Source organism: Serratia nevei (assembly GCF_037948395.1).
Classification (GTDB): Bacteria; Pseudomonadota; Gammaproteobacteria; order Enterobacterales; family Enterobacteriaceae; genus Serratia; species Serratia nevei.
This window is the reverse complement of sequence record NZ_CP149940.1, coordinates 1,969,316-1,995,221: the sequence shown is the minus strand read 5'-3', so window position 1 is coordinate 1,995,221 and position 25,906 is coordinate 1,969,316. Positions and strand designations below refer to the sequence as shown.

The following is a 25,906-nucleotide window of genomic DNA, read 5'->3' as shown; positions in this document are numbered from 1 at the left end:
ATGGTTAACAGTGTGGACGCAAAAAATCATACAGCTGGCGCGAAGCATAACGCCATGATTGCGCAGCGTTTACCGGCAGCAGCGGCATCAGCGCATTGCTCACCAGCACTTCGTCGGCATCGGCCAGCGTCTCCAACGGTTCACTGACGCACTGCAGACGGTATTCCGAGCCCGCCAGCAGCGCGATCACCCGCCGCCGCATCAAGCCCGCGACGCCGGCCTGGCTCAGATCCGGGGTAAATACCGCTTTTCCCTTACGCCAGAACAAATTAGCCGCACAGCATTCCACCAGCATACCGGCAGTGTCAAGCACCAGCGCCTCGTCGGCGGCCGTCTGGTCAAGATGCGCGCGGATCAGCACCTGCTCCAGGCGGTTCAAATGCTTCAACCCCGCCAGCAACGGATTGCGCGCCAGCGCCACCGGGCTGAGCGCAAGCGTGATGCCCTGCTCGCGCCACTGCAAATAGTGCGCAGGGTAGCTGCTGCGGGCGACGATACGCGTCGGGTTTTCGCACCCCGTCGGGCTGTAACCCCGCCCGCCGCTGCCGCGCGTCAGTATCGCTTTGACCACGCCGAGCGGAATTGATTCGGCCGCCAGCGCCATCTCCCGCTCGAAAGCCAGCCAATCGGTGGCAGGCAGCATCAGCCGCTGCGCCGCTTGCTGCAGCCGCTCCAGATGCCAGGGCAGCAGCTCGATTTTACCGTCGATAACCCGGGCGGTAGTAAAGCAGCCATCGCCGAACTGCAGGCCACGATCGCTCGGCGCCAGCGCATCGTGGCGTTGTCCGTTAATCCAGTACATACTTCCTCCTGTTGCCGGGCTATTTCATTACGCTCGCAGGATAGCAGGCGGCGAGACGATACGCAGCCCCGCCGGCGGCCAAACGGCGGGCGTAAAAAAGCCCGGTTAAAAAACCGGGCTTTCGTCAGCTATCCGCAGCGCGAGTTACACTCGGCGGAAGATCAGCGAGCCGTTGGTGCCGCCGAAGCCGAAGGAGTTACACAGGGTGAACTCCATATCGCTGACCTGGCGCGCTTCATGAGGCACGAAGTCCAGATCGCAACCTTCATCCGGGTTATCCAGGTTGATGGTTGGCGGTACCGCCTGATCGCGCAGCGCCAGCACGGTGAAGATAGACTCGATCGCGCCTGCCGCACCCAACAGGTGGCCAGTCATCGATTTGGTCGAACTCACCAGCACGCGGTGGGCATCGGCGCCGAAGACGGATTTCACCGCCTGCGCTTCCGCCTGGTCACCCGCCGGCGTAGAGGTGCCGTGCGCATTGATGTAGCCGATTTGTGACGGGGTCACACCGGCGTCAAGCAGGGCATTTTCCATCGCCAGCGCAGCGCCTGCGCCGTTTTCCGGCGGCGACGTCATGTGATAAGCATCGCTGCTCATCCCAAAGCCCACCACTTCGGCGTAGATTTTCGCGCCGCGTTTTTTCGCGTGCTCGTACTCTTCCAGCACCATCATGCCGGCGCCGTCGCCCAGCACGAAGCCGTCGCGGTCTTTATCCCACGGACGGCTCGCCGCCTGCGGGTTGTCATTACGGGTGGACAGGGCGCGAGCTGCGCCAAAGCCGCCGACGCCCAATGGGGTGCTGGCTTTCTCTGCCCCACCGGCCAGCATCACGTCAGCATCATTGTAAGCAATGATACGCGCCGCATGGCCGATGTTGTGCACACCTGAAGTACAGGCGGTGGCGATGGAAATGCTTGGGCCACGCATGCCGTACATGATTGTCAGGTGGCCTGCTATCATATTCACGATGGTGGATGGCACGAAGAACGGACTGATTTTCCGTGGGCCACCGTTAACCAGTGAACTGTGGTTTTCTTCGATCAAACCCAGGCCGCCGATGCCGGAACCGATCGCGGCTCCAATGCGGGTGGCGTTAGCCTCGGTGATGTCCAGACCTGCATCCTGCATGGCTTGCATGCCGGCAGCGATACCGTACTGGATAAAGGCGTCCATCTTGCGCGCATCTTTGCGAGAGATGAAATCCTCAGAATTAAAATTCTTTACCAGGCCAGCAAACTTGGTCGCATAGGCAGTGGTATCGAAATGGTCGATCAGGCTGATGCCACTCTGACCGGCAAGAAGAGCGTTCCACGTGGACTCTACCGTATTGCCGACAGGAGACAACATGCCCAGTCCGGTCACAACTACTCGACGCTTAGACACGTTTGTCCTCCAGGGAGGGAAAAATATGACACTAGGGATAGAAAAAACTTAGGCGGTCGAACGACCGCCTAGATATGTTCTCTTACTGCTGGCTAGCGTTGATGAAATCAATAGCTGCCTGAACAGTAGTGATCTTCTCAGCTTCTTCGTCTGGAATCTCGGTGTCGAATTCTTCTTCCAGTGCCATTACCAGCTCAACGGTGTCAAGAGAATCAGCGCCCAGATCTTCAACGAAAGAAGCGTTGTTCAAAACTTCTTCCTGTTTAACACCCAGTTGCTCAACAATGATTTTCTTAACGCGTTCTTCGATAGTGCTCATACTCTTAAATTTCCTATCAAAACTCGCTTTCGCGATGGTTTTCGTAGTGTATAAAATGCTGAAAAAGATGCAACTAAATCCCGGCTGGTCAAACCACGATTTTACGCTATTTTGCGGTTTTTGCCTCAAATAACGCAAATGGTTTTCACATTTTTTAAATCATGTACATGCCGCCATTGACATGTAACGTTTCACCGGTGATATAGCCGGCCTCATCAGAGGCCAAAAATGCAACAGCGCTGGCGATTTCTTTAGCATCGCCCAGCCGGTTGGCTGGAACTGATGACAAAATGCCTGCGCGTTGATCATCTGTCAACGCCCGTGTCATGTCCGTCTCAATAAAGCCAGGTGCCACGACGTTGACCGTAATGCCACGCGAAGCAACTTCACGTGCCAAAGATTTGCTAAAACCAATCAGACCGGCTTTAGCCGCCGCGTAGTTCGCCTGCCCTGCGTTCCCCATGGTGCCGACAACGGAACCGATGGTGATGATACGGCCAAACCGCTTTTTCATCATAGCGCGCATTACCGCTTTTGACAGGCGGAATACGGAAGTCAGGTTGGTGTCGAGGATATCCTCCCACTCGTCATCCTTCATACGCATCAGCAGGTTATCACGCGTGATGCCGGCATTATTCACTAAAATGTCGATTTCGCCAAATTCGGCGCGAATCGATGCCAGCACGCTGTCGATAGATTGCGCATCAACAACGTTCAACATAAACCCTTTACCGTTTGCGCCCAGGTAGCTGCTGATCGCTTCAGCGCCGCTCTCGCTGGTCGCGGTGCCGATCACTTTGGCGCCGCGTGCCACAAACGTTTCTGCAATAGCTCGGCCAATACCGCGGCTCGCGCCGGTGACCAGAACGATTTTACCTTCGAAGCTCATCATTTTCCTCTTTATTGTTCAAGCGCCGCCGACAGGCTGGCGGTGTCGTTCACCGCCGCAGCCGTCAGGGTGTCAACAATACGTTTAGTCAGGCCGGTCAGCACTTTGCCCGGCCCCACTTCCAGCAGCGACGTCACTCCCTGTGCTGCGATAAATTCTACGCTCTCGGTCCAACGTACCGGGCTGTACAGCTGACGCACCAGCGCGCTGCGGATCGCTTCCGGATCGTTTTCGGTGCGCACGTCGACGTTGTTCACCACCGGCACCTGCGGCGCGTTGAAGGTGATGTCCTGCAGCGCCACGGCCAGCTTGTCGGCGGCCGGCTTCATCAGCGCGCAGTGCGAAGGCACGCTCACCGGCAGCGGCAGCGCACGTTTGGCGCCGGCGGCTTTGCAGGCGGCGCCTGCGCGCTCAACCGCTTCTTTGTTGCCGGCGATGACCACCTGGCCCGGCGAGTTGAAGTTGACCGGAGAAACCACCTGCCCTTGCGCAGACTCTTCACACGCTTTGGCGATCGCGTCGTTGTCCAGACCGATGATGGCGTACATCGCGCCGGTGCCTTCCGGCACCGCTTCCTGCATCAGCTTGCCGCGCAGCTCGACCAGACGGATCGCCGCCTTGAAGTCCAGCACGCCGGCGCAGACCAGCGCCGAGTATTCGCCCAGGCTGTGGCCCGCCATCAGCGCAGGCGCTTTACCGCCCTGCTGCTGCCAAACGCGGAAAATCGCCACCGAGGCGGCCAGCAGAGCCGGTTGGGTCTGCCAGGTTTTGTTCAGTTCTTCCGCCGGGCCTTGCTGCACCAGCTGCCACAGATCGTAACCCAGGGCGGAAGAGGCCTCGCCGAAGGTTTCTTCGACGATCGGGAACTGTGCGGCCAATTCGGCCAGCATGCCAACGGTCTGTGACCCCTGGCCCGGGAAAACAAAAGCAAATTGCGTCATTTTTTCTTCCTGTCCAAATCAGAAACGAACCAGCGCCGAGCCCCAGGTAAAGCCGCCGCCGAAGGCCTCCAGCAGCACCAGTTGGCCACGCTGAATTCGCCCGTCGCGCACGGCTTCGTCCAGTGCGGAAGGCACCGAGGCGGCAGAGGTGTTGCCGTGACGATCGAGCGTCACCACCACTTTGTCCATTCCCATGCCCAGTTTTTTCGCCGTTGCGCTGATGATGCGCAGGTTGGCCTGGTGCGGTACCAGCCAATCCAGCTCGCTGCGGTCCATGTTGTTGGCCTGCAACGTCTCATCGACGATGCGCGCCAGCTCGGTAACCGCAACCTTGAAGACTTCGTTGCCCGCCATGGTGACATAGGCCGGCTTGTCTTGATTCTGACGATCCTTGTACGGCAGCGTCAGCAGGTTGCCGTAGCTGCCGTCGGCATGCAGATGGGTAGACAGAATGCCCGGCGCTTCAGAAGCCCCCAGCACCACCGCCCCTGCGCCATCGCCAAACAGAATGATGGTGCCGCGATCTTCAGGATCCAGCGTGCGCGACAAGACGTCAGCGCCGATAACCAGCGCATGTTTGACCGCGCCGTTTTTCACGTACTGATCGGCCACGCTGAGCGCGTAAGTGAAGCCGGCACAGGCCGCAGCCAGATCGAACGCCGCGCAGTCTTTGATGCCCAGCATTTGCTGCACCAGGCACGCTGCGCTCGGGAACGCGTGAGTGGTCGTGGTGGTCGCCACGACGATCAGCCCAATGTCTTCTTTAGCCACACCTGCCATTTCCAGCGCTTTCTCGGCAGCCTGGAAGCTCATCGTCGCGACGGTTTCATCCGCAGCGGCGATGCGACGTTCGCGGATACCGGTACGCGTGACGATCCATTCGTCAGAGGTATCCACCATTTTTTCCAAATCAGCATTGGTGCGCACTTGTACGGGCAAATAACTCCCCGTACCGAGAATCTTTGTATACATGTACGATCAGTCACTCTTAGGTAATACAGCCTCAAGGCGCGCAGCAATCCTTTCCGGGACTTGCCGCTGCACCGCCTGCACAGCCTGTTCGATTGCGACTGCAAACGCGTGAGGGTTCGCAGCGCCGTGGCTCTTGACTACGGTGCTGCGCAATCCTAACAGACATGCGCCATTATACTGGTCGGGGTTCAGGTGGCCGAACCGCTTAACCACCCGTTTTTGCAACCAACGGCCCAACAATTTCAGCCACCACGCTTGCTTGTTTCCGTCGCCGGACGATTTCAGCAGCGATAAGAATACCCTGACCACCCCTTCCATGGTTTTCAGGGTGACGTTGCCCACGAAGCCATCGCAGACCAACACGTCGGTCTTGCCGGTGAGCAGTTCGTTTCCTTCCAGGTAACCAATATAGTTGATTGCCGGAGTATTTTTTAGCACAGCGGCCGCTTCGCGGATATTATCCAGGCCTTTGGTCTCTTCTTCGCCAATATTCAGCAGCGCCACCCGCGGTTGGGCAATGCCGATCACCTCTTCCGCCATCACCGCACCCATCACGGCAAACTGCACCAGCATGGTGCTGTCGCACTCGACGTTGGCGCCCAGATCCAGCACCACGGTTTTACTGCGTTGCTGATTCGGGATCGCCGTCATCAGCGCCGGGCGCTCGATGCCGTCAAGCGGCTTGACCAACAGCTTCGCCAATCCCATCAGCGCACCGGTATTGCCGGCGCTGACGCAGCCTTGCGCGTTTCCGCTGCTGAGCTGCTCGAGCGCAATGCGCATCGACGTGCCGCGGCTGGCGCGTATCGCTTGTGAAGGTTTGGCGTCGCCGGCAATCACGGACTCGGCGGGCACGACTTGCAGACGCTCCAGAAGAACCGGATCGGCATGGGCAAGCAAAGGGGAGATGACGTCGGGATTGCCGACCAGCAGGAGATGAAGCTGTAAATTAGAGGCCAGTGCCTGCAACGAAGCAGGCACTGTGACGCAGGGACCGAAGTCCCCGCCCATTGCATCTAACGCCAGGGTTAGACGAGTCAAGGTATCGCTACTTAGCCGATAACCTTGCGACCGCGGTAGAAACCGTCGGCAGTGATGTGGTGACGACGGTGAGTTTCACCGGATACTTTGTCTACAGACAGAGTAGTCGTGGTCAGAGCATCGTGAGAACGACGCATGCCACGCTTGGAACGGGTTGGTTTATTCTGTTGTACGGCCATGGACCTTACTCCTCAATTACTTACGCTTTAAACTGGCTAATACGGCAAACGGATTCGGTTTCTCCGCCTCGGGAGGCAGTTGGCCGAATACCATGTCCGCTTCGGACACTTCACAGTGTTCAGATTCATGTACCGGAACGACAGGCAGTGAAAGAATAATTTCGTCTTCAATCATTGCCAACAGATCGACTTCGCCAAACTCGTCAACTTCGATCGGTTCGTACGCTTCCGGTAATGCCTCAGCCTGCTCATCATTGACGACCGGGCTAAAACAATATGTTGTGTGAACCTGATGTTCGAACGGGACTCCACAGCGTTGGCACATCAACGTTACCGTGACGTCCGCATGCCCTGTTATCACCGCGAGGCGCTGATTGTCGATATTGAACGACAACGACACCTCGACATCACTGTCCACACTGACCACGGAGTCGGCAACACGAGTAACCTGCTCAGGCGCATAGACACCAGCATAGTCCAGGCGTTTCTGAGCGGTACGTACCGCATCAATGGTCAAGGGTAATTTTACCTTTTGCATAGGGCGCGCATATTAACTTTGTAACGACATAGAGTCAAAGAAAAAGGCCGTAAAACGGCTCCTTTCACCAATATTCGCTTCCACAGCGGCCGACAGTTTAAAATGCCGTACCCATTTACGCTACGGTTTGCGAAAAAAATTATGCAGAGATTGCTTTTAGCCTCCACCTCCCCCTATCGAAAAATGCTGCTGGAGAAGCTGCAGCTACCCTTCGACTGCGCCGCACCCGAGGTGGATGAAACCCCACTGCCGGGTGAAACCGCCGAAGCGCTGGTGCTGCGCCTGGCGGCGGCGAAGGCTCAGGCGCTGGCCCTCGCCTATCCCGAGCATCTGATCATCGGCTCCGATCAGGTCTGCGTGATCGATGGCAACATCACCGGCAAGCCCCATACCGAGGAGAACGCCCGGGCACAGCTGCGCCAGGCCAGCGGCCAGGCCGTGACTTTTTATACCGGCCTGGCGCTGTACAACGGCCGCAGCAAGCAGCTGCAGGCCCTGTGCGAGCCGTTCCACGTGCATTTTCGCGCGCTGAGCGAAACGGAGATCGCTGCCTATGTTCGCATGGAGCAACCGCTGAACTGCGCAGGCAGTTTTAAGAGTGAAGGATTGGGGATCGCACTGTTCGACAGGCTGGAAGGCCGGGACCCGAACGCCCTGATCGGCCTGCCATTGATCGCGCTGTTGGAGATGTTGCGGGCTGAGGGCATCAACCCGCTGGTCTGACGCGGATTACTTGGCCGCCTGCCGGCGCAGCACCTGCAGGCAGTGGCGCAGCTCTTCGTCCATCGGCGCTTCGATGCGCATCGTTTCGCCGGTGGACGGATGCTCAAAGCGCAGCGCTGCGGCGTGCAGGAACAGCCGCTTCAGGCCGGTACCCGCCAGCTGGCGATCGAACTCGCGGTCGCCATAGCGATCGTCAAAGGCGATCGGGTGCCCGGCATGCAGCGTGTGCACGCGGATCTGGTGAGTGCGCCCGGTGATCGGGCTGGCCTTCACCAGGGTAGCGAATTCGTAACGCTCTTCCACCTTGAAGCGGGTTTCCGAAGGCTTGCCTTCGCTGCTGACGCGCACGATGCGCTCACCGCTTTGCAGAATGTTTTTCAGCAGAGGCGCCTGTACGGCCTTGCAGTGGGATTGCCACTGGCCGCGCACCAGCGCCAGATAATCCTTCTGCATCCCCTTCAGCCGCAGCTGTTCGTGCAGCGAGCGCAGCGCGGAGCGCTTCTTGGCCACCAGCAGCACGCCGGATGTGTCGCGATCCAGACGGTGCACCAGCTCGAGGAAACGGGCTTCCGGGCGCAGCGCGCGCAGCCCTTCGATCACGCCGAAGCTCAGGCCGCTGCCGCCATGCACTGCGGTGCCGGAGGGCTTGTTGAGGATCAGCAGGTGGTCGTCTTCATAAAGGATGCAGTCTGCCAGTGCGGCTACTTTATCCAGCTTGGCCGACACCGGCGTCTCTTCGCGCTCGGCCACCCGCACCGGCGGCACGCGCACCACGTCGCCGGCCGCCAATTTGTATTCGACCTTGATGCGTCCTTTATTGACCCGCACCTCGCCCTTACGCACGATGCGATAAATCATGCTCTTCGGCACGCCTTTCAGGCGAGCGAGCAGAAAGTTGTCGATTCTCTGACCGGCTTCGTCGTCGGAAATCGTGATGAATTGTACTGCTGGATTGTTCGTTTTCATGGTGCGGGATTCTAAATAGAGCGCGTGAATAGCGCCACATCTTTTTCTGTGCTTAACTGTCTCTCTGACGGCGGGCGAAACCCCAGCGGACAATAAGGCAGCAAGCCGATTTGAACGTTTGCGATTTCTTCCGCAGTTAAGGAAAAGTCACCTTGCTATAACGGCATCAGCAGTGGAATAATGCAGTCACTTTCCGCGTTGATTCTCGTTAAACAGGGAAAACGGTGGAATTATAAAATTTGTCTGATCGCGCAAAAACGCAGCAATGGCGTAAGACGTAATGCGAAATCAAACAATTAGCGGGCTGCGGGTTGCAGCTTGGCCGGCAAATGGAATCAGATCTGTCGACGTAAATCAGAGGCTATTCCCCTAGTAAAAGTGCTGTCTTTCACAAAGAAAAGCAGGCTTACCGAGATAATGCGCCCCTATGCAGGCGACAACCGTGAGGTTGACGGCTTTGCGAGAAGACACGGGGCTTTCGGTTTAACTCCGGCCATGAGGTTATTTTGCCCGCAGCTTTGTCGATAATGTAAAAATAACGAGTAAGTTAAGATGAAAAGAATGTTGATTAACGCAACTCAGCAGGAAGAGTTGCGTGTTGCCCTCGTAGATGGACAGCGGCTGTATGATTTGGATATCGAAAGTCCGGGTCATGAGCAGAAAAAAGCGAATATTTACAAAGGCAAAATCACCCGCATTGAACCAAGTCTTGAAGCAGCGTTCGTGGACTACGGCGCAGAACGACATGGTTTCCTCCCCCTTAAAGAAATCGCCCGCGAATACTTCCCTAGCAATTACTCTTCCCATGGCCGCCCGAACATCAAAGATGTGCTGCGCGAAGGCCAGGAAGTCATCGTTCAGGTAGACAAAGAAGAACGTGGCAACAAAGGCGCCGCCTTGACCACCTTCATCAGCCTGGCGGGCAGCTATCTGGTGCTGATGCCGAACAACCCGCGTGCCGGTGGTATTTCCCGCCGCATCGAGGGCGACGATCGCACCGAGCTGAAAGAAGCGCTCTCCTCGTTGCAACTGCCGGACGGCATGGGCCTGATCGTTCGCACTGCGGGCGTAGGCAAATCCGCCGACGCGCTGCAGTGGGATCTCTCCTTCCGTCTCAAGCACTGGGAAGCGATTAAAAAAGCCGCCGAAGGCCGCCCTGCGCCGTTCCTGATCCACCAGGAAAGCAACGTTATCGTGCGCGCCTTCCGCGATTACCTGCGCCCGGACATCGGCGAAATCCTGATCGACAACCCGAAAATTCTCGATCTGGCCAAAGAGCACATCGCTGCGCTGGGCCGCCCGGATTTCAGCAGCAAAATTAAACTGTACAGCGGTGAAATCCCTCTGTTCAGCCACTACCAGATCGAATCGCAGATCGAATCAGCCTTCCAGCGCGAAGTGCGCCTGCCGTCCGGCGGCTCGATCGTCATCGACAGCACCGAAGCGCTGACCGCCATCGACATCAACTCCGCCCGCGCAACCCGCGGCGGCGACATCGAAGAGACGGCGTTCAACACCAACCTGGAAGCGGCGGACGAGATCGCTCGCCAGCTGCGCCTGCGTGACCTTGGCGGCCTGATCGTCATCGACTTCATCGACATGACGCCGGTTCGCCACCAGCGCGAAGTGGAAAACCGCCTGCGCGACGCCGTGCGCCAGGACCGCGCGCGCATCCAGATCGGCCGCATTTCCCGTTTCGGCCTGCTGGAAATGTCCCGTCAGCGCCTCAGCCCGTCGCTGGGCGAGTCCAGCCACCACGTGTGCCCACGCTGTAACGGCACCGGCACCATCCGTGACAACGAATCGCTGGCGCTGTCCATCCTGCGCCTGATCGAAGAAGAAGCGCTGAAGGAAAACACCAAAGAAGTTCACGCTATCGTGCCGGTTCAGGTCGCTTCGTACCTGCTGAACGAAAAGCGCGAATCCGTCAGCGCGATCGAAAAACGCCAGGGCGGCGTGAAAGCCGTCATCGTGCCGAACGATCAGATGCAAACCCCGCACTACTCGGTGCTGCGTGTGCGTAAAGGTGAGGAAACCTCTACTCTGAGCTACCTGCTGCCGAAGCTGCATGAAGAAGACATGGAGCGCCCGCTGGAAGATGCGCCGATGGAACGCAAGCGTCCGGAGCAACCGGCCCTGGCTTCCTTCTCCCTGTCCGCCGATGCGCCGCCGCCGGCTGAAGAAGCTGTCGCCGTGGCCAAGCCTGCCGCTGCCGCCGCCAAGGCTCAAGCCGCAGCGCCGGTCGCCGCCAAGCCGGGCTTCCTGGGCCGCCTGTTCGGGGGGCTGAAGAGCCTGTTCGCTGGTGAAGAACAACCTGCCGTCGAAGAAGCCAAACCGGCCGAAACGCCGAAGGCGGAAGGCAACGGTGAAAACCGTCGTCAGGATCGTCGCGGTCAGCGCCGTCAAGGCACCGGCCGTAAAGAGCGCGGTGAGCGTGGCGATCGTCCGGAACGCGGCGAGCGTAAAGAGCGCGGTGAAGGCCGTGACAATCGCGAGCGCGACAACCGTGAACCGCGTGAGAACCGTGAAGGCCGTGAATCGCGTGAATCCCGCGATGAACAGCGCCGTAACCGCCGCAACCAGCAGCAGAACGCACCGGTCGCTGAGGAAACCGCCTCGGAAGAAAGCGCTAAAGCGCCGCGCGAAGATCAGCAGCAGCGTCGTGAGCAACGTGCTGAACGCCAGCGTCGTCGTCAGGAAGAGAAGCGCCAGGCTCAGCAGGAAGTGAAAGCGCTGGAAAGCGTTGAAGCGGTCGAGAGCACCGACGAAGAGCAGGAAGAACGCCAGCAGCAGAACATGCAGCGCCGTCAGCGCCGCCCTCTGTCGCAGAAAGTGCGCATCCTGTCTGCGGAAGAAGAACTGCAGCGTGCAGCGGAAGAGCTGTTGGCACCGAAAGCGCCGGTCGCGAAAGCCGCCGACGCACAGCCGACCGCCGACGACAGCGTCAAGCTGCTGCCGGAAACCGTTGCCGTTCAGCCGGAAGACGATGCCCAGGGCGAAAACCGCGGCAACGGCGAAGGCATGCCGCGTCGCTCCCGTCGTTCACCGCGTCACCTGCGCGTCAGCGGCCAGCGCCGCCGCCGTTACCGTGATGAGCGTTACCCGCTGCAATCCCCAATGCCGCTGGCGGGCGCGTTCGCTTCGCCGGAAATGGCGTCGGGCAAAGTCTGGGTAAGCTACCCGGTTGCTCAGGTTGAAGAAGCCGAAGTGCAGGCCGAAGTCGTAGAACAGGCAGCGGCACCGGTTGTCGCCGCAGCGGTTGAACAACACAGCGCTGCCGTGGAAGAAACTCAGGCTGCGGCCAGCGTCAACGAGCCGGCTCCAGAAGCCGCCGTTGAAACTGCAGCCGTCACCGTAACGGAAGAAGAAGCTGCAGCCGTGGCGCCGGTCGTTGCCACCCCGGCCGAGGAAACCCCGGCGCCGGTGGAAGCCGCACCGGCACCTGCCGCAGTTGAAGAACCGAAAGCGGAAGAGACTGCCCCGGCAGTGGAAGCCGAGCCGGTAGCTGAAGCCGTAACTGCAGAACCTGTGGTTGAAGCCAAGCTGGTGGAAGAGAAGCCTGTGGTCGAAACTGCACCGGTAGAAGCCACGCCAGCGGAAGAAACGCCAGTGGCAGAAGCCGCACCTGCGCCAGCCGCCGTAGAAGCCGCTCCGGTCGAAAAAGTCCCAGCGCCAATCGCCGCGGAACCTGCGCCTGTGGTTGCTCAGCAGCCGGCACCGGTGAAAGCCGTGCAGGACGTGCTGTACAAACACATCGCCACTGCGCCGATGACCAAAGCGCCTGCGCCGGCCTACGTGCCGGAAGAACGCAAGCACAGCGACTGGCAGCGCCCTTCCTTCAACTTTGAAGGCAAAGGCTCGGCAGGCGGCCATTCGGCGGTGAGCCAGGCGACTGCGCCGGCCACCAAGCCACAGCCGGTTAACGAATGAGTTAATCTGCAACCCTAAAAAAAACCCGCCATCGGCGGGTTTTTTCTTGCCTGTAAAAAGGCTCAGGCTATCTTTTTCAGTTTCTTGATGTCCAAAACGTCCAACTTGCCGTCAAGCCGGCTGACGAACTGCTGAAAATGCGCCGTCTCATTATGCTTATCCAGCGCTTCGCTGCTGGCCCAACGCTCAAAGAACACGAAGACGCCCGGCTTTTCCAGATCGCGATGTAAATCATACTGCAGGTTGCCCAACTCCTGGCGGCTCGGCTCGATAATATCGTGCACCGCTTCGCTGACGGCGGCTTCAAATCCCGCTTTCGTTTGCAGGGTGGCGATAACGCGTACTTCCATTGCTTTCTCCCTTTCCACTTGATGAAGGTCGACGGTATTGGCGTCGGCATCGTTGAAATCTCTGCCACTATGCGCCCGCCGCCCTATTGATTTCAACTTGTCGCCAACAAACAGATGCATCTCAGGCACTTTCCGCTTATCCTTACACCCCGGCGTGAATAAACCCATTATTCGCTTTTCATTAGACGTATTTGACCGCCGGAGCCTAGCTAGATGACCGCACAACCTCAAGTTCTGAAAATCCGCCGCCCAGACGACTGGCATATCCACCTGCGTGACGACGAGATGCTGAAAACGGTGGTGCCCTATACCAGCCAGGTATTTGGCCGGGCGATCGTGATGCCGAACCTGGTTCCCCCCGTAACGACCGTGGCCGCCGCGCGCGCCTACCGCGATCGCATTCTGGCGGCGGTCCCGCAGGGCCACAACTTCACTCCGCTGATGACCTGCTACCTGACCAACTCCCTGGCGGCCAGTGAACTGGTCAACGGCTTCGAGCAAGGGGTGTTTACCGCCGCCAAGCTGTATCCGGCCAACGCTACGACCAACTCCAGCCACGGCGTCAGCGACGTGACCGGCATTTACCCGCTGTTCGAACAGATGCAAAAAATCGGCATGCCTCTGCTGATCCACGGCGAAGTGACCGATCCTGCCGTCGATATTTTCGACCGCGAGGCGCGCTTTATCGAACAGGTCATGGAACCTATCCGCCGCCAGTTCCCGGAGCTGAAGATCGTCTTCGAGCACATCACCACCAAAGAAGCAGCGCAATATGTGCAGGCAGGCAATCGTTTCCTCGGCGCCACCATCACGCCACAGCACCTGATGTTCAACCGCAACCACATGCTGGTGGGCGGCATTCGCCCACACCTGTTCTGCCTGCCGATCCTCAAGCGCAATGTCCACCAGGAAGCGCTGCGTCAGGCGGTCGCCAGCGGTTCGGATCGTTTCTTCCTCGGCACCGACTCCGCGCCGCATCTCAAGCACCGCAAAGAATCCAGCTGTGGCTGCGCCGGCTGCTTCAACGCGCCGAATGCCATCCCGGCTTACGCTGCCGTGTTCGAACAACTCGGCGCGTTGGAGCACTTTGAAGCCTTCTGCTCGCTCAACGGCCCACGCTTCTATGGTCTGCCGCTCAACGAAGACTTCATCGAGCTGCAGCGCGTGCCGACCACCCAACCGGAAGAGATCGCCCTGGGCAATGAATCCGTGATCCCCTTCCTGGCCGGTGAAACCCTGAACTGGTCGCTGAAAAACTGATATTTTTGCTTCGCCCTCTTGCCCCCGCACCCGGTTAACTGTATAAATAAACAGTAAATCGCTTCGGGGGCAATTATGCGTGTTGAAGTCACTATAGATAAAACCCGGCCGCTGCCGGCGGGTGCCATTGAGGCACTGACCGGCGAACTGGGCAAGCGGGTCAATCGCCAGTTTCCAGACGCCGTCGTGCAAGTACGTTATGCCGGCGCCAACGGCCTCTCCGTTCTGGGAGGCGCCAAAACCGACCGGGATCTGATCGAGGAAATCCTTCAGGAAACCTGGGAAAGCGCGGACGAGTGGTTCAGCGCAGAATAACACTGCAATGCTGTTTTTGCCGGGGGTCGCTCTCCGGCTTTTTTGTTTCTGGCGCCCTGCCCATTCATCGCTTACCCTTACTTTGGAACAAAATCCGCCTCAGCGCTGTATTTAACGCAAAGGAGTAAGCATGGCCCCGGACAAGGTGAAATCCGAAGACGCGATGACGTTTGGTGAACTGCTGGCGCTGATTGCCGATCAGAAAAGGCGCTTGAACGTATTGGAAGTGGCTTTCTCTTATCTGGCCTTCAGCCTGGATGACAAAGCCAACCAGCTGCTGATCCACAGCCTGAAGCTGGAATCGCACAGCCAGAACCGCGATGCCGAAACGCAGAAACATTTCGCCCATTTGGCCGAAGAGCTGGAAAAATGCCTGCACGGTTCACCGCCGCCAGCCGGCGCGGAATAATGCCCTGCGCTTTATTCATCCAAAAATTCGCATACCGGTTTGTAGAATAATTGTTCAAATAAATATTTATTTTGCAAATTTCGGTGACAACCCCCTCCACCGATGAAAGCGGATGCGTATACTGTAATTGCTCTCATGATGATGAGCCGCATTGATCCTCGTTAGTCACTCACGGTAGTTACTACTCAATAAGGGGTCTTTATGGACAGAAATGATGAAGTAATTCAGACGCACCCGCTTGTCGGTTGGGATATCAGTACTGTCGACGTTTACGACGCCATGATGATACGCCTTCATTACCTGTCTTCACTAGACCAAACGCCAGAAGAAGCCCAAGTAGACAGAACGCTTTGGCTGACCACAGATGTCGCCCGTCAATTAATCAATATCTTAGAGGCCGGCATCGCCAAGATTGAAGCTACGGATTACCAGGATCTTGATCGCAGAAAACATTGATTCATCGTCCCCTAACCCCTGAGGCGCCGCGACCCATTCCCGGCGCCTTTTTCTTTGCCTTTCGCCGTTCAATCAGTGCATTGCGCTCGGCAACCTTTTATCATGGGGCGATAAGAAATCGCTATCAGAGAGGGTGGGCACGTGGAATATGATTTGATTGTGGTGGGCAGCGGTTCAGTCGGCGCGGCGGCAGGGTATTACGCTACCCGGGCCGGCTTGAAAGTGCTGATGATCGACAGCGCCATTCCCCCGCACCGCAACGGCAGCCATCACGGCGATACCCGCATTATCCGCCACGCTTACGGCGAAGGTGAAAAATACGTGCCGCTGGTGCTGCGCGCACAGGCGTTGTGGAATGCGCTGATTCAACAATCCGGCGAGGAACTGTTCCAGTCGTGCGGCGTGATCAATTTGGGGCCGCAGCACTCCGAATTCATTCGCAATGCTCAGCAGAGCGCGCAGAAATTCCGCCTGAACGCACAAACCCTCAGTGCCGAACAGATCGCTCAACGCTGGCCGGAATTCCGCGCGCCAGACGGTTACGTCGGCGTTTTCGAGCCGGACGCCGGCTTCCTGCGCTCCGAGCTGGCGGTGGCCAGCCTGATCAAGCTGGCGAAAGAGGCCGGCTGCAGCCAGCTGTTCAACTGCCCGGTCAGCGCGGTGGAGCCTATCGATGGTGGCGTTGCAGTCGTCACCGGCGAAGGGCGTTTCACGGCGCGAAAAGCCGTGGTCACCGCTGGCACCTGGGTGAAAGCGCTGTTGCCGCAGCTGCCGATTGCGCCATTGCGCAAGGTTTTCTCCTGGCATCAGGCGGACGGCCGCTACAGCGTGAACAATCGCTTCCCGGCCTTTACCGTCGAAGCGCAGGACGGCACGCACTATTACGGCTTCCCGGCGGATAACGACGGCCTGAAAGTGGGTAAACACGACGGTGGGCAGCCGATGGACGCCCCCGAGCAGCGCAAACCCTTCGGTAGCTACGCCAGTGACGGCACCGAAGTTTTCTCCTTCCTGCGGCAGTTTTTGCCGGGTGTAGGCGTATGTTTACACGGCGAAGCCTGCAGTTATGACATGAGCCCCGACGAAGACTTTATTATCGATACCCTGCCGGAGTGCGATCGCCTGATGGTCATCAGCGGATTGAGCGGCCACGGCTTCAAGTTCGCCAGCGCGCTGGGTGAGATTGCCGCCCTGTTCGCGCAGGACAAAGCGCCGCCGGTCGACGTCTCCAGCTTTGGTCTGAAACGATTTAGCTAAGCGAAGGATTTCTCTGTCCAGGTTGCCGTCGTGCCCTGGACAGCAAAATTTGGCAGTTACAATTTATTAACCTGCTAACTCTTTTAAATACCAAGTAAAAATTCTGATAACGGAAATTTCTTGCATTCAGCATTTGAATTTCCGAATTGAACACTTGCAGTGTAAGTCCTATTTTACAGAAGATATGCTCCATCGGCTTTCAACAAGGACGTCACCATGAAACTACTTGTCGTGGACGAATGCTGCTTCACCCGGGTCGGTATAGCCAGCTACTTTGCTGATAGTGGGATTACAACGATCAAGTGCTGCCACAGCATTGAGTACGCTACGCCGCTGTTGGCCAGCTTTCAGCCGAGCCACATTCTGGTGAACCTCAGCAACCAGTGCCGCTATAACGAAGCGGACGCACAGCTGCTGGCGTTTATGGAAGCCAGTCAGTCTGCCTTGCTGTTTATCTATCTCGATACGCCTTACCCCTACAGCGAAACGCCAATGCGCATCGCCGATAACGCGTTCCTGTTCAATAAAAGCATTCTGCCACTCACCTTGCGCACGCTGCGCGAAAATCCGCTGGCGCTGGCCGATGACGGCGAAGAGCGTTCCCTGTTCAGCCCGCAGGAACTGACGGTGATGAAATATTGGATGGCAGAAATGCCCAACTACCGCATCGCGAAAAAGCTGCAGATCAGCTCGCATACGGTGTATGTGCACAAGCGTCACATCACGGAGAAGATCAACGCGCGCAACCGGCTGGAGTTCTACTCGCTGTATAACGTGCTGCGTTATTTCTACCCGCCCAGCGCACCAACGAATTCGACGCCGCTGGCGCTGCTGGCGGTGTAACATCAAGCCTGCGATAACGCAGGCTTTTTTATCGCCACTCTTCCAGCGCTCACGCGCGCCCCGCTATAAAAGGTGCCGAGAAAAGGACTATAATCAAAGGTCTCTTTCTTCAGGCGGCTGAAATGTTAAACCGAATACTGGCGGCTATCGTCAACAACGTGCGTGAGCACCTGGTGCTGTATCTTTGTCTGTGGCTGGTGCTGCTGGCGCTGGATGTCTATTTTTTCTTCGTGATGTAACCCATGCCGTCGTCATTTCCCCGATTGAGCTTCAGCCGCTTCGGCGATCCCGCCCAGGTGCTGGCGCTGCAGCAGACGAGCAGGCCGCCGCTGCGCCCCGGCCGGCTGCTGCTGCAGATGCGCTATGCCCCGATCAACCCTTCCGACCTGATCCCGATTCACGGCCAATACGCGCACCGCATCGCCCTGCCGCAGGTGCCTGGCTATGAAGGCGTAGGCGTCATCGTCGATCCGCAAAGCGGACGCTCGACCGGCCGACGCGCACTGGCGGTAGCGGGTGACGGCAGCTGGCAAACCTTCGTCACACTGCCTGAAGAACGGGTGGTCTGGGTACCGGACGACATCGACGACGCCAGCGCGGCGCAAATCTATATCAACCCGCTCACCTGCTGGGTGCTGCTGACGCAATGGCTGCCGCTCAACGCCGGCGACGTGCTGCTGCTCAACGGCGGCGGCTCCGCCGTTAGCCTGCTGCTGGCACAGATGACGGCGCTGCGTGGCATTCGTCTGGCGGTGGTGGTGCGTAACCTCACTCATCGCCCGGCGCTGCTGGCCGCCGGCGCCTGGCGCGTTATTGAGGCGCCGCAGCTGGCGCAAATGACCCACTTTGGTGCCCGCGCCGCTATCGACTGCATCGGCGGAGAAGACGGATTGCAGCTGGCGCGGGCGGTTCGCACCGGCGGCGACTTTGTGGCGCTGGGCCTGCTGGGTGGGCGCCAGGTGGACTGGCGGCGCGTGGTGGACGAATTGAAGCTGCGCGCTTCGCTGTTCCACCTGCGTAAATGGAATGCGCAGGCGGCACCGGCGCAGTGGCAAACGGCGTTTTATCAGCTATTCCAGCTGCTGCGGCGCGGCCAGCTGACGCTGCGCCCGCCCGCCGCGATTTACCCTTTGCAACAGTACGCAGCTGCTCTGCAACACGCTGCGCAGCCCGGTGTGAACGGCAAGATCTTCCTCACTCCGGCGGCGCCGGAGGCTGACGCGGCGGGCGACCGTCACCCAAAATGACCGCCAGCCGATAGCCGCCCTCGGTAGTCTCCAGCGCGATGCGCGCCACGATCGTCAGCGGCACCGACAGCAGCATGCCGACCGGGCCGAGCAGCCAGCCCCAAAAGATCAGCGACAGGAATACCACCAGCGTCGACAACCCCAGCCCGCGACCCATCACCCGCGGTTCGAGGATATTGCCGATCACCATGTTGATTGCGATAAAGCCGCCCGCCACCACCAGCGCATCACCCAATCCGTTGAACAGCAGCGCCTGAATCAGCGGCGGAATGGCGGCCAATACCGAGCCGATATTGGGAATATAGTTGAGCAGAAACGCCAGCAGCCCCCAGATAAAGGCGAAGCGTACGCCGACCGCCGCCAGGAAGATCCAGACGATCACCCCGGTGGCCAGGCTGATGATGGTTTTAATCACCAGATAACGCGTCACGCCGTCCAGCGCCCGCCGCATCGCGGCGAGGCCTTCATTCGGCTTATCCAGCGCCTGCTGCAGTTTATAAGGCAGCAGCTGCACTTCGAACAGCATAAACACCACGGTCATCAGCAGCAGGAAGACGTTGGTCATGGCGCCAGACAGGTGCCCCAGCATGCGGGTAACCAGATTCATCGCAGCGCTGGGATCGACATATTGCAGCATCGCTTCGCTGGAGAGGCTGATATTGAAGCGATCGGCGTAATACTGCAGCTCGCGCAGTTTCTCGATCATCATGCCGCGGTACTGCGGCAGCGAACGGGCGAACTCGTTCAGCGAAGCGCCCAGCATGCCGATGAACAGCATCACGACCACAATCACCGCCGTCACCAGCAGCGTCACCCCAAGGATGCGCGGCACCCGTCTGCGTTCCAGCATCGCCACCAGCGGGTTCAGCACCATGGCGAGGAACACCGCCAGTAGAAACGGCACCACGATGTCGGCGGCGGCTTTCACCCCAGCCAGAATGATCACCAACATCGCCAGCAGGACGGCCAAACGCAGGCTGTTGTCGGTTACACGGGTTCGGCCCATGACGTTTCCTTGTTATTTCACTGGGTTAACCGGCCATCAAGAGCCGACGCTTGGCGCTAATGGTAGCAAAGTCCGCCGTTATGCCGCAGAGGATTTCGCGTAACCGTTCGAAAAAATTAATCTTTCCGCCCTGCTCTTCGCCGCGAAAAATAGGCATAACCTTTGCCAACAAATAATACCACCGAGCAATTTATGGACGGTTTACGTAAAATGACAAAAGCTGACATTAATAGATAATAAGCCTAATTTTCAACAACTAGCATAATCGTTACGTGAAAGAAATAATATCATCTTCAACGATTTATCTGATGAACTCCGAACATCTCAAACAAATTCACTGACTAATATTTCTAAGAAGTAACATAGTTAAATTTATTATTGATTTTATGTTTCCTAAAGTTTAATTATTGCAGCCAGCCAATCGGTAATCGAAGGAAACAGGATGCTCTGGAAAAATACCGCCGATCGTTTCGGCCATGTGTCAGTGTTGATCCACTGGCTGGTGGCGCTGACGGTGTACGGCATGTTCGCACTCGGCCTGTGGATGGTCACGCTGGGCTATTACGACGTCTGGTACCACCAGGCGCCGGAGATCCACAAAAGCATCGGCGCGCTACTGTTCATCATCATGGTGATCCGCGTGATCTGGCGCTTTGTCTCGCCGCCGCCCAAGCCTCTGGCCAGCTATGGTCGCCTCACTCGCGTCAGCGCCATTCTCGCGCATCTGGCGTTGTACGCCGTGCTGTTCGGCATTCTGATCAGCGGCTATCTGATCTCGACCGCCGACGGCCAACCGATCAGCGTATTCGGCTGGTTCGACGTGCCCGCCACCGTGACCGGCATGGCGGAGCAAGCCGATACCGCCGGCGCCATTCACCTTTACCTGGCCTGGGCCGTGGTAGTGCTCTCGGTACTGCACGGGCTGGCCGCGCTTAAACATCACTTTATCGATCGTGATGTCACTTTGAAACGGATGCTGGGTAGCAGCGCCGATTAACCTTTGGACTTATGGAGATTGCTATGTTGAAAAAGACCGTATTGGGCCTGACCGCAGGCGCCCTGCTGCTGAGCGCCGGTTCCGCACTGGCGGCGGACTACAAGATCGACAAACAGGGCCAGCACGCCTTTATCGAATTCCGCATCCAGCACCTGGGCTACAGCTGGCTGTACGGCAGCTTTAAAGACTTCGACGGCGGCTTCACCTTCGACGAAAAAGATCCGTCCAAGGACAAGGTCAACGTGACCATCAATACCGCCAGCGTCGACACCAACCACGCCGAACGCGACAAGCACCTGCGCAGCGCCGAGTTCCTCAACGTAGAGAAGAACAAGCAGGCCAAGTTTGAATCCACCGACGTGAAGAAAAGCGGCGACGGTTATGCGGTGGTCGGTAACCTGACGTTGAACGGCGTGACCAAGCCGGTCACGCTGGACGCCAAACTGATTGGCCAGGGCAACGATCCGTGGGGCGGCTACCGCGCCGGCTTTGAAGCCAACGGCAAGATCAAGCTGAAAGACTTCGGCATCACCACCGATCTGGGCCCGGCGTCGCAAGACGTTGAGCTGATCATCTCCGTAGAAGGCGTACGCGAGAAATAAAAAAAAAGCCCGGCTTGGCGGCCGGGCTTCTCATTTCCTCAGGCTCAGCGGGCTGGGCCTTCTTCTTCCGGTGCCGGAATGTGCATCGTAGTCTGCAACAAGCCTTTCGACTTATTGAAGATCTTGACGCCGTTTTCACGGCCGGCACGGCGCGCGCGCTGCTCTTCACGCGGCAACTTCAGCTCTTCGCGGCAAATCTCGCTGCAGCACCCTTCAAACTTGGCGGCGCAGCTCGGGCACTGAATGAACAGCAGATGGCAGCCGTCGTTCTTGCAGTTGGTGTGGGTGTCACACGGCGCACCGCACTGGTGGCAGTTGGCGATCACATCGTCGGAGATGCGCTCGCCCATGCGCTCATCAAACACGAAGTTTTTGCCGATAAACTTCAGCGGCAACCCCTGCTCTTTCGCTTTGCGGGTGTACTCGATAATCCCGCCTTCCACGTGGTAGATGTTTTTAAAGCCGTTGTGCAGCATATAGGCGCTGGCTTTTTCACAGCGAATGCCGCCGGTGCAGTACATGACGATGTTTTTGTCTTTGCTGTCCTGCAGCATCTCCACCGCCATCGGCAGCTGATCGCGGAAGGTATCCGACGGCACCTCGATGGCGTTTTCGAAGTGACCGACTTCGTACTCATAGTGGTTGCGCATATCGACGAACACCGTATTCGGATCGTCGATCATCTGATTGACGCGATCGGCCTGCAGATACTCGCCAACGTTGCTTGGGTCAAAGCTCTCGTCATCGATGCCGTCGGCCACGATACGCTCGCGCACCTTGAGGCGCAACACCCAAAAGGATTTGCCGTCGTCTTCCAGCGCGATGTTCAGGCGCACCTGATCCAGCGCCGGGTGCGAGGCGAACAGCGCGGCTTTGAACGCCTCGAAATTATGCTGTGGCACGCTGATCTGCGCGTTGATGCCCTCTTTCGCCACGTAGATGCGGCCGAACACCTTCAGTTTTTCGAACTGAACGTACAGGCTGTCGCGAAACGCTTTGGGATCGTCGATGGAGAAGTATTTGTAAAAAGAAACTGTGGTGCGAGGCTCGGTTTCCGCCAGCATGCGCGCCTTCAGTTCCTCGTTAGAAATTCGGTTATGTAACACTGGCATGGTGTACTTTCCTGTCTTTCGGGAGGTGACTGATTATCGCGCGCAGCCTGCCGGCCCGCGCGCGGCGCACATCATACCCGAAAAACCGCCGCCGCGCAGCCCCACCATCATGCCTACACGGTTGCTCCTGAATAATGCCCGGCCATGATATTGCCGTTGGCCTTTAGCGGGAAATATTGTGGAAAAATCCGGCACCTGATGCATATTTAACGCCGAAAAGGGGATTTTAATGCGTTGTGTTTTCCCGGAGCACGAGAAAAATGCCACAATAGTCGCAAACAAACGGCAGAAACGAACCTTGCGGCCGAACTCACCCGGCTGCCAGACCATGCTATGACTCTGTCATTACACTTAAACAACCGTATTCAAACAGAGAACCCATGACTCAAGTTCCTACTTTCAATCGCTCCTTATTGCACCCACGCTATTGGCTGACCTGGGTCGGCATCGGCTTGCTGTATCTGCTGGTGTTGCTGCCTTACCCCGTCATCTACTGGCTCGGCACCTCGATCGGGCGGTTTGCCATGCGCTTTCTCAAGCGCCGCGTCGCTATCGCCCAACGCAACCTCGAGCTCTGTTTTCCCGACATGCCGCAGGCCGAACGCGATGCACTGGTGGTAAAGAATTTCGAATCGGTCGGCATGGGGCTGTTTGAAACCGGCATGGCGTGGTTTTGGCCTAACTGGCGCATCGAGCGCTGGTTCAAGGTCAGCGGCCTGGAACACATCCAAAAGGCGCGCGACAACCACCAGGGCGTGCTGCTGATTGGCCTGCACTTTTTGACGCTGGAGCTGGGCGCGCGCATCTTCGGCATTCATAACCCGGGCATCGGCGTTTACCGCCCGCACGACAACAAGCTGATGGACTGGCTGCAAACCTGGGGGCGCATGCGCTCCAACAAGTCGATGCTGGATCGCAAGGACGTCAAAGGCATGATCCGCGCCCTGAAACAGGGCGATATCATCTGGTATGCGCCGGATCACGACTACGGCCCGCGCAGCAGCGTTTTCGTGCCGCTGTTCGCGGTCGACAAGGCCGCTACCACCACCGGCAGCTACGTGCTGGTGCGGATGGGCAAACCGGCGATCATTCCGTTCACCCCGCGCCGCCTGCCGGACGGCAAAGGGTATGAGCTGATCATGCAACCGGCGGTGGAAAACTTCCCGCTGGATAATGAAATCGAGGCCGCCGCCTTTATGAATAAAGTGGTGGAAAAAGAGATCCTGATGGCGCCTGACCAATATATGTGGCTGCATCGTCGCTTCAAGACCCGCCCGGAAGGCGAGCCTTCGCTCTACTGATAAAGCAAACCCGCCACCGGCGGGTTTTTTATTGCGCACCTCTTGAGAATCGACGGCGAGGGTGGGATGGTAAAGCCTTTGCCGCCAACCTGGAGCCGCTATGTACATTGTCAGCCTGACCTACCATCGCCCGATCGCCGAAGTCGACAGCCACCTTGACGGGCACATCGCCTGGCTTAAGAAATATTTTCAGGACGGCACCTTCGTCGCCTCCGGCCGCAAAAATCCCCGCACCGGCGGCGTGATCCTGGCCAAGGGCATTGAGCGTGCGCGGTTAGACGCCATCCTGGCCGAAGATCCCTTCAACGCCGTGGCTCACTACGAGGTCACCGACTTTAGCGCCACCACCACCGCCGCCGGTTTCGAGGCGCTGGCCGGACTATAAAACGCTGTAAATTCCGCGCGCTAAGCGCGGAATAAGGTTTAAACGTCTTTTTTAAAACTTTATTTCATTTTTTGCCCAATCCTTGTCCCCTCGTTTGCCGTCGCCGCGCTGGCGGCGCATACTTACCAAGCTAACTTTCACGCTTTGCCCCTTCATCTTGCCGCCGGCAAAGCGCGTCACCTTTCGGCAGTGGACATTTATGGCTTCGGCAGCAGAACCCGTTAACTGGAAACGCAACCTTTTCGTCGCCTGGGTAGGGTGTTTCCTCACCGGCGCCGCCTTCAGCCTGGTGATGCCGTTTCTTCCGCTGTATGTAGAGACGCTGGGCGTAACCGGCCATCAGGCGCTCAACATGTGGTCCGGTCTGCTGTTCAGCATCACCTTCCTGTTTTCCGCTATCGCCGCGCCGTTCTGGGGCGCCCTGGCCGACCGACGCGGCCGTAAACTGATGCTGCTGCGCTCCGCATTGGGCATGGCGATCGTCATGGTGCTGATGGGCATGGCGCAAACGGTCTGGCAATTTCTCGCGCTGCGAGCGGTGCTGGGGCTGCTTGGCGGGTTCATACCCAACGCCAACGCGCTGATCGCCACCCAGGTGCCACGCAACCGCAGCGGCTGGGCGCTCGGCACCCTGTCAACCGGTGGCGTAGGCGGTGCGCTGATCGGCCCGCTGATCGGCGGCCTGTTGGCCGACCTCTATGGTCTGCGCCCGGTGTTTTACATCACCGCCGCGGTGCTGTTCGTCTGCTTCGTGCTGACGCTGCTGTATGTCAAAGAGCAGTTCACCCCGGTACAAAAACGCGACATGTTGCACGCACGGCAGGTGTTTGCCTCGCTCAAAAACCCGAAGCTGGTGCTCAGCCTGTTCGTGACTACCATGATTATCCAGATTGCCACCGGCTCGATTGCGCCGATCCTGACGCTGTATGTGCGCGATCTGGCCGGCGCCACCCATAACCTGGCGTTTATCAGCGGGCTGATCGCCTCGGTGCCCGGCGTCGCGGCGTTGATGAGCGCTCCACGGCTGGGCAAGCTGGGCGATCGCATCGGCCCGGAGCGCATTCTGATATGTATGCTGATCGTCTCGGTGCTGTTGCTGATCCCGATGGCCTTCGTGCAAACGCCGTGGCAGCTCGGGGTGCTGCGCTTTCTGCTGGGGGCGGCCGACGGCGCGCTGCTGCCGGCGGTACAGACGCTGCTGATTTACAACTGCACCAATCAGGTGGCCGGCCGCATTTTCAGCTATAACCAGTCGTTCCGTGACGTCGGCAACGTCAGCGGCCCATTGCTTGGCGCCGCGGTCTCCGCCGGCTACGGTTTTCGTGCAGTCTTCGGCGTCACCGCTTTGGTGGTGCTGTTCAACGCCGGTTATTCCTGGTGGTGTCTGCGGCGGCGGCCGGGCTACATGCGGGAAGACACGCTGCAGGAAGAACAATAGCTGCATTTATCGCCAATTTCCGCCATTGGCCGGATCAACGCCGCGTTTCCCCTACTTTTAATAATGCTTCCTTCGGGCCTGCGAATTTTCGGCCCACTCGGAACATTCTTACCTCAACATCTTGTTTATCAACAATTAATTAACTTTCAGCGCATAAAACCCGCTGTCAATCATATTCCCGCCACAACCAACAGAAAAACCAGAAAAGGAGATGCTTGTCGACTTTTCGTCTAAAAAATGGG

General features: G+C 58.1%; 29 protein-coding genes. 15 read left to right on the top strand and 14 right to left on the bottom strand.

The features are described 5' to 3' along the window. Positions 1–4: 4 nt before the first annotated feature. The 9 genes from pabC to yceD form a co-directional block, all read right to left on the bottom strand. On the bottom strand, positions 5–802 hold the full coding sequence (gene pabC, locus V8N38_RS09515; RefSeq protein ID WP_049197997.1) for an aminodeoxychorismate lyase: 798 nt from the start codon (positions 800–802) through the stop codon (positions 5–7). A gap of 144 nt (positions 803–946) precedes the next feature. Next, positions 947–2,188, bottom strand: a complete 1,242-nt coding sequence (fabF, locus tag V8N38_RS09510; protein WP_049197999.1) for a beta-ketoacyl-ACP synthase II — start codon at positions 2,186–2,188, stop codon at positions 947–949. 82 nt (positions 2,189–2,270) lie between these two features. Beyond that, the gene (gene acpP, locus V8N38_RS09505) at positions 2,271–2,507 is read right to left on the bottom strand and encodes an acyl carrier protein (protein ID WP_004719003.1); all 237 of its coding nucleotides are present in this window, start codon (positions 2,505–2,507) and stop codon (positions 2,271–2,273) included. Between the two features lie 154 nt (positions 2,508–2,661). Further along, entirely contained in the window at positions 2,662–3,396 is a 735-nt protein-coding gene (fabG, locus tag V8N38_RS09500; RefSeq protein WP_016928193.1) for a 3-oxoacyl-ACP reductase FabG, read from the bottom strand. A gap of 11 nt (positions 3,397–3,407) precedes the next feature. Continuing rightward, positions 3,408–4,337 (bottom strand): ACP S-malonyltransferase, encoded by a 930-nt coding sequence (gene fabD, locus V8N38_RS09495; RefSeq protein WP_015377451.1) that lies wholly within the window; start codon positions 4,335–4,337, stop codon positions 3,408–3,410. 18 nt (positions 4,338–4,355) lie between these two features. Then, the gene (locus V8N38_RS09490) at positions 4,356–5,309 is read right to left on the bottom strand and encodes a beta-ketoacyl-ACP synthase III (RefSeq protein WP_025302411.1); all 954 of its coding nucleotides are present in this window, start codon (positions 5,307–5,309) and stop codon (positions 4,356–4,358) included. A 6-nt stretch (positions 5,310–5,315) separates the two neighbouring features. Next, on the bottom strand, positions 5,316–6,350 hold the full coding sequence (plsX, locus tag V8N38_RS09485) for a phosphate acyltransferase PlsX (RefSeq protein ID WP_025302410.1): 1,035 nt from the start codon (positions 6,348–6,350) through the stop codon (positions 5,316–5,318). 11 nt (positions 6,351–6,361) lie between these two features. Beyond that, complete coding sequence (gene rpmF, locus V8N38_RS09480) at positions 6,362–6,529, bottom strand: 50S ribosomal protein L32 (protein ID WP_004927778.1); 168 nt, start codon at positions 6,527–6,529, stop codon at positions 6,362–6,364. 16 nt (positions 6,530–6,545) lie between these two features. Then, the gene (yceD, locus tag V8N38_RS09475) at positions 6,546–7,067 is read right to left on the bottom strand and encodes a 23S rRNA accumulation protein YceD (protein ID WP_004927780.1); all 522 of its coding nucleotides are present in this window, start codon (positions 7,065–7,067) and stop codon (positions 6,546–6,548) included. 141 nt (positions 7,068–7,208) lie between these two features. Between yceD and V8N38_RS09470 the strand changes: the two genes are divergently transcribed. Next, positions 7,209–7,790, top strand: a complete 582-nt coding sequence (locus V8N38_RS09470; protein WP_060440208.1) for a Maf family protein — start codon at positions 7,209–7,211, stop codon at positions 7,788–7,790. 6 nt (positions 7,791–7,796) lie between these two features. Here the strand turns inward: V8N38_RS09470 and rluC are convergent, their stop codons facing one another. Beyond that, positions 7,797–8,756 carry a 23S rRNA pseudouridine(955/2504/2580) synthase RluC gene (gene rluC / locus V8N38_RS09465; protein ID WP_038875510.1) on the bottom strand — a complete coding sequence of 320 codons (960 nt, stop codon included), beginning with the start codon at positions 8,754–8,756 and terminating at the stop codon, positions 7,797–7,799. Between the two features lie 552 nt (positions 8,757–9,308). Here rluC and rne point away from each other — a divergent pair. Next, positions 9,309–12,686, top strand: a complete 3,378-nt coding sequence (gene rne / locus V8N38_RS09460; RefSeq protein ID WP_147839468.1) for a ribonuclease E — start codon at positions 9,309–9,311, stop codon at positions 12,684–12,686. 62 nt (positions 12,687–12,748) lie between these two features. Here rne and V8N38_RS09455 read toward each other — a convergent pair whose 3' ends face one another. Then, positions 12,749–13,036: a putative quinol monooxygenase gene (locus V8N38_RS09455; RefSeq protein WP_147839469.1), complete on the bottom strand. Its 288-nt coding sequence runs from the start codon at positions 13,034–13,036 to the stop codon at positions 12,749–12,751. 213 nt (positions 13,037–13,249) lie between these two features. Between V8N38_RS09455 and pyrC the strand changes: the two genes are divergently transcribed. The 8 genes from pyrC to V8N38_RS09415 all read left to right on the top strand — a co-directional run bounded on the left by pyrC (position 13,250) and on the right by V8N38_RS09415 (position 18,823). Next, positions 13,250–14,296, top strand: a complete 1,047-nt coding sequence (gene pyrC / locus V8N38_RS09450; protein WP_060440211.1) for a dihydroorotase — start codon at positions 13,250–13,252, stop codon at positions 14,294–14,296. A 75-nt stretch (positions 14,297–14,371) separates the two neighbouring features. Continuing rightward, positions 14,372–14,611 carry a DNA damage-inducible protein I gene (dinI, locus tag V8N38_RS09445; RefSeq protein WP_038875499.1) on the top strand — a complete coding sequence of 80 codons (240 nt, stop codon included), beginning with the start codon at positions 14,372–14,374 and terminating at the stop codon, positions 14,609–14,611. 130 nt (positions 14,612–14,741) lie between these two features. Beyond that, positions 14,742–15,020 (top strand): hypothetical protein, encoded by a 279-nt coding sequence (locus V8N38_RS09440; RefSeq protein ID WP_038875495.1) that lies wholly within the window; start codon positions 14,742–14,744, stop codon positions 15,018–15,020. Between the two features lie 201 nt (positions 15,021–15,221). Beyond that, on the top strand, positions 15,222–15,476 hold the full coding sequence (gene bssS / locus V8N38_RS09435) for a biofilm formation regulator BssS (protein ID WP_004927812.1): 255 nt from the start codon (positions 15,222–15,224) through the stop codon (positions 15,474–15,476). Positions 15,477–15,617: 141 nt separating this feature from the next. Continuing rightward, positions 15,618–16,733 (top strand): N-methyl-L-tryptophan oxidase, encoded by a 1,116-nt coding sequence (gene solA, locus V8N38_RS09430; protein ID WP_147839470.1) that lies wholly within the window; start codon positions 15,618–15,620, stop codon positions 16,731–16,733. Positions 16,734–16,949: 216 nt separating this feature from the next. After that, positions 16,950–17,576, top strand: coding sequence for a LuxR C-terminal-related transcriptional regulator (locus tag V8N38_RS09425; RefSeq protein WP_038875489.1), 627 nt, complete (start codon positions 16,950–16,952; stop codon positions 17,574–17,576). A gap of 122 nt (positions 17,577–17,698) precedes the next feature. Beyond that, a complete protein-coding gene (locus tag V8N38_RS09420; RefSeq protein ID WP_004927822.1) occupies positions 17,699–17,815 on the top strand; it encodes a DUF2770 family protein in 117 nt (38 codons plus the stop codon). A gap of 3 nt (positions 17,816–17,818) precedes the next feature. Further along, entirely contained in the window at positions 17,819–18,823 is a 1,005-nt protein-coding gene (locus V8N38_RS09415; protein WP_087762315.1) for a zinc-dependent alcohol dehydrogenase family protein, read from the top strand. On the opposite strand, the gene V8N38_RS09410 is transcribed toward V8N38_RS09415, so the two are convergent. Further along, a complete protein-coding gene (locus V8N38_RS09410) occupies positions 18,771–19,829 on the bottom strand; it encodes an AI-2E family transporter (RefSeq protein WP_060440213.1) in 1,059 nt (352 codons plus the stop codon). The two genes, V8N38_RS09415 and V8N38_RS09410, sit on opposite strands and share 53 nt — an antisense overlap. 442 nt (positions 19,830–20,271) lie before the next feature. Between V8N38_RS09410 and V8N38_RS09405 the strand changes: the two genes are divergently transcribed. Together V8N38_RS09405 and V8N38_RS09400 are read left to right on the top strand one after the other, a co-directional pair. Beyond that, positions 20,272–20,826: a cytochrome b gene (locus tag V8N38_RS09405; protein WP_147839471.1), complete on the top strand. Its 555-nt coding sequence runs from the start codon at positions 20,272–20,274 to the stop codon at positions 20,824–20,826. A gap of 23 nt (positions 20,827–20,849) precedes the next feature. Beyond that, positions 20,850–21,428, top strand: a complete 579-nt coding sequence (locus tag V8N38_RS09400) for a YceI family protein (protein WP_060440214.1) — start codon at positions 20,850–20,852, stop codon at positions 21,426–21,428. A gap of 44 nt (positions 21,429–21,472) precedes the next feature. Here the strand turns inward: V8N38_RS09400 and V8N38_RS09395 are convergent, their stop codons facing one another. Together V8N38_RS09395 and V8N38_RS09390 are read right to left on the bottom strand one after the other, a co-directional pair. Continuing rightward, entirely contained in the window at positions 21,473–22,540 is a 1,068-nt protein-coding gene (locus tag V8N38_RS09395; RefSeq protein WP_060419552.1) for a rhodanese-related sulfurtransferase, read from the bottom strand. A 33-nt stretch (positions 22,541–22,573) separates the two neighbouring features. Then, entirely contained in the window at positions 22,574–22,870 is a 297-nt protein-coding gene (locus V8N38_RS09390) for a hypothetical protein (RefSeq protein WP_147839472.1), read from the bottom strand. A 50-nt stretch (positions 22,871–22,920) separates the two neighbouring features. On the opposite strand from V8N38_RS09390, the gene V8N38_RS09385 reads away from it, so the two are divergent. From V8N38_RS09385 to mdtG, 3 genes are all read left to right on the top strand, one after another. Continuing rightward, positions 22,921–23,841, top strand: a complete 921-nt coding sequence (locus tag V8N38_RS09385; protein ID WP_038875457.1) for a Kdo(2)-lipid IV(A) acyltransferase — start codon at positions 22,921–22,923, stop codon at positions 23,839–23,841. A 100-nt stretch (positions 23,842–23,941) separates the two neighbouring features. Next, positions 23,942–24,226: a YciI family protein gene (locus V8N38_RS09380; protein WP_049199424.1), complete on the top strand. Its 285-nt coding sequence runs from the start codon at positions 23,942–23,944 to the stop codon at positions 24,224–24,226. Between the two features lie 199 nt (positions 24,227–24,425). Then, complete coding sequence (gene mdtG, locus V8N38_RS09375) at positions 24,426–25,664, top strand: multidrug efflux MFS transporter MdtG (protein ID WP_049271430.1); 1,239 nt, start codon at positions 24,426–24,428, stop codon at positions 25,662–25,664. Positions 25,665–25,906 lie beyond the last annotated feature (242 nt).

Excerpts from the sequence above, each read along its gene's own strand:
- pabC (WP_049197997.1), bottom strand. The coding sequence starts at position 802 with ATGTACTGGATTAACGGACAACGCCACGATGCGCTGGCGCCGAGCGAT.
- acpP (WP_004719003.1), bottom strand. The coding sequence starts at position 2,507 with ATGAGCACTATCGAAGAACGCGTTAAGAAAATCATTGTTGAGCAACTG.
- fabG (WP_016928193.1), bottom strand. The coding sequence starts at position 3,396 with ATGAGCTTCGAAGGTAAAATCGTTCTGGTCACCGGCGCGAGCCGCGGT.
- fabD (WP_015377451.1), bottom strand. The coding sequence starts at position 4,337 with ATGACGCAATTTGCTTTTGTTTTCCCGGGCCAGGGGTCACAGACCGTT.
- V8N38_RS09490 (WP_025302411.1), bottom strand. The coding sequence starts at position 5,309 with ATGTATACAAAGATTCTCGGTACGGGGAGTTATTTGCCCGTACAAGTG.
- rpmF (WP_004927778.1), bottom strand. The coding sequence starts at position 6,529 with ATGGCCGTACAACAGAATAAACCAACCCGTTCCAAGCGTGGCATGCGT.
- yceD (WP_004927780.1), bottom strand. The coding sequence starts at position 7,067 with ATGCAAAAGGTAAAATTACCCTTGACCATTGATGCGGTACGTACCGCT.
- V8N38_RS09470 (WP_060440208.1), top strand. The coding sequence starts at position 7,209 with ATGCAGAGATTGCTTTTAGCCTCCACCTCCCCCTATCGAAAAATGCTG.
- rluC (WP_038875510.1), bottom strand. The coding sequence starts at position 8,756 with ATGAAAACGAACAATCCAGCAGTACAATTCATCACGATTTCCGACGAC.
- rne (WP_147839468.1), top strand. The coding sequence starts at position 9,309 with ATGAAAAGAATGTTGATTAACGCAACTCAGCAGGAAGAGTTGCGTGTT.
- V8N38_RS09455 (WP_147839469.1), bottom strand. The coding sequence starts at position 13,036 with ATGGAAGTACGCGTTATCGCCACCCTGCAAACGAAAGCGGGATTTGAA.
- pyrC (WP_060440211.1), top strand. The coding sequence starts at position 13,250 with ATGACCGCACAACCTCAAGTTCTGAAAATCCGCCGCCCAGACGACTGG.
- dinI (WP_038875499.1), top strand. The coding sequence starts at position 14,372 with ATGCGTGTTGAAGTCACTATAGATAAAACCCGGCCGCTGCCGGCGGGT.
- V8N38_RS09440 (WP_038875495.1), top strand. The coding sequence starts at position 14,742 with ATGGCCCCGGACAAGGTGAAATCCGAAGACGCGATGACGTTTGGTGAA.
- bssS (WP_004927812.1), top strand. The coding sequence starts at position 15,222 with ATGGACAGAAATGATGAAGTAATTCAGACGCACCCGCTTGTCGGTTGG.
- V8N38_RS09425 (WP_038875489.1), top strand. The coding sequence starts at position 16,950 with ATGAAACTACTTGTCGTGGACGAATGCTGCTTCACCCGGGTCGGTATA.
- V8N38_RS09420 (WP_004927822.1), top strand. The coding sequence starts at position 17,699 with ATGTTAAACCGAATACTGGCGGCTATCGTCAACAACGTGCGTGAGCAC.
- V8N38_RS09415 (WP_087762315.1), top strand. The coding sequence starts at position 17,819 with ATGCCGTCGTCATTTCCCCGATTGAGCTTCAGCCGCTTCGGCGATCCC.
- V8N38_RS09410 (WP_060440213.1), bottom strand. The coding sequence starts at position 19,829 with ATGGGCCGAACCCGTGTAACCGACAACAGCCTGCGTTTGGCCGTCCTG.
- V8N38_RS09405 (WP_147839471.1), top strand. The coding sequence starts at position 20,272 with ATGCTCTGGAAAAATACCGCCGATCGTTTCGGCCATGTGTCAGTGTTG.
- V8N38_RS09400 (WP_060440214.1), top strand. The coding sequence starts at position 20,850 with ATGTTGAAAAAGACCGTATTGGGCCTGACCGCAGGCGCCCTGCTGCTG.
- V8N38_RS09395 (WP_060419552.1), bottom strand. The coding sequence starts at position 22,540 with ATGCCAGTGTTACATAACCGAATTTCTAACGAGGAACTGAAGGCGCGC.
- V8N38_RS09390 (WP_147839472.1), bottom strand. The coding sequence starts at position 22,870 with ATGGTCTGGCAGCCGGGTGAGTTCGGCCGCAAGGTTCGTTTCTGCCGT.
- V8N38_RS09385 (WP_038875457.1), top strand. The coding sequence starts at position 22,921 with ATGACTCAAGTTCCTACTTTCAATCGCTCCTTATTGCACCCACGCTAT.
- V8N38_RS09380 (WP_049199424.1), top strand. The coding sequence starts at position 23,942 with ATGTACATTGTCAGCCTGACCTACCATCGCCCGATCGCCGAAGTCGAC.
- mdtG (WP_049271430.1), top strand. The coding sequence starts at position 24,426 with ATGGCTTCGGCAGCAGAACCCGTTAACTGGAAACGCAACCTTTTCGTC.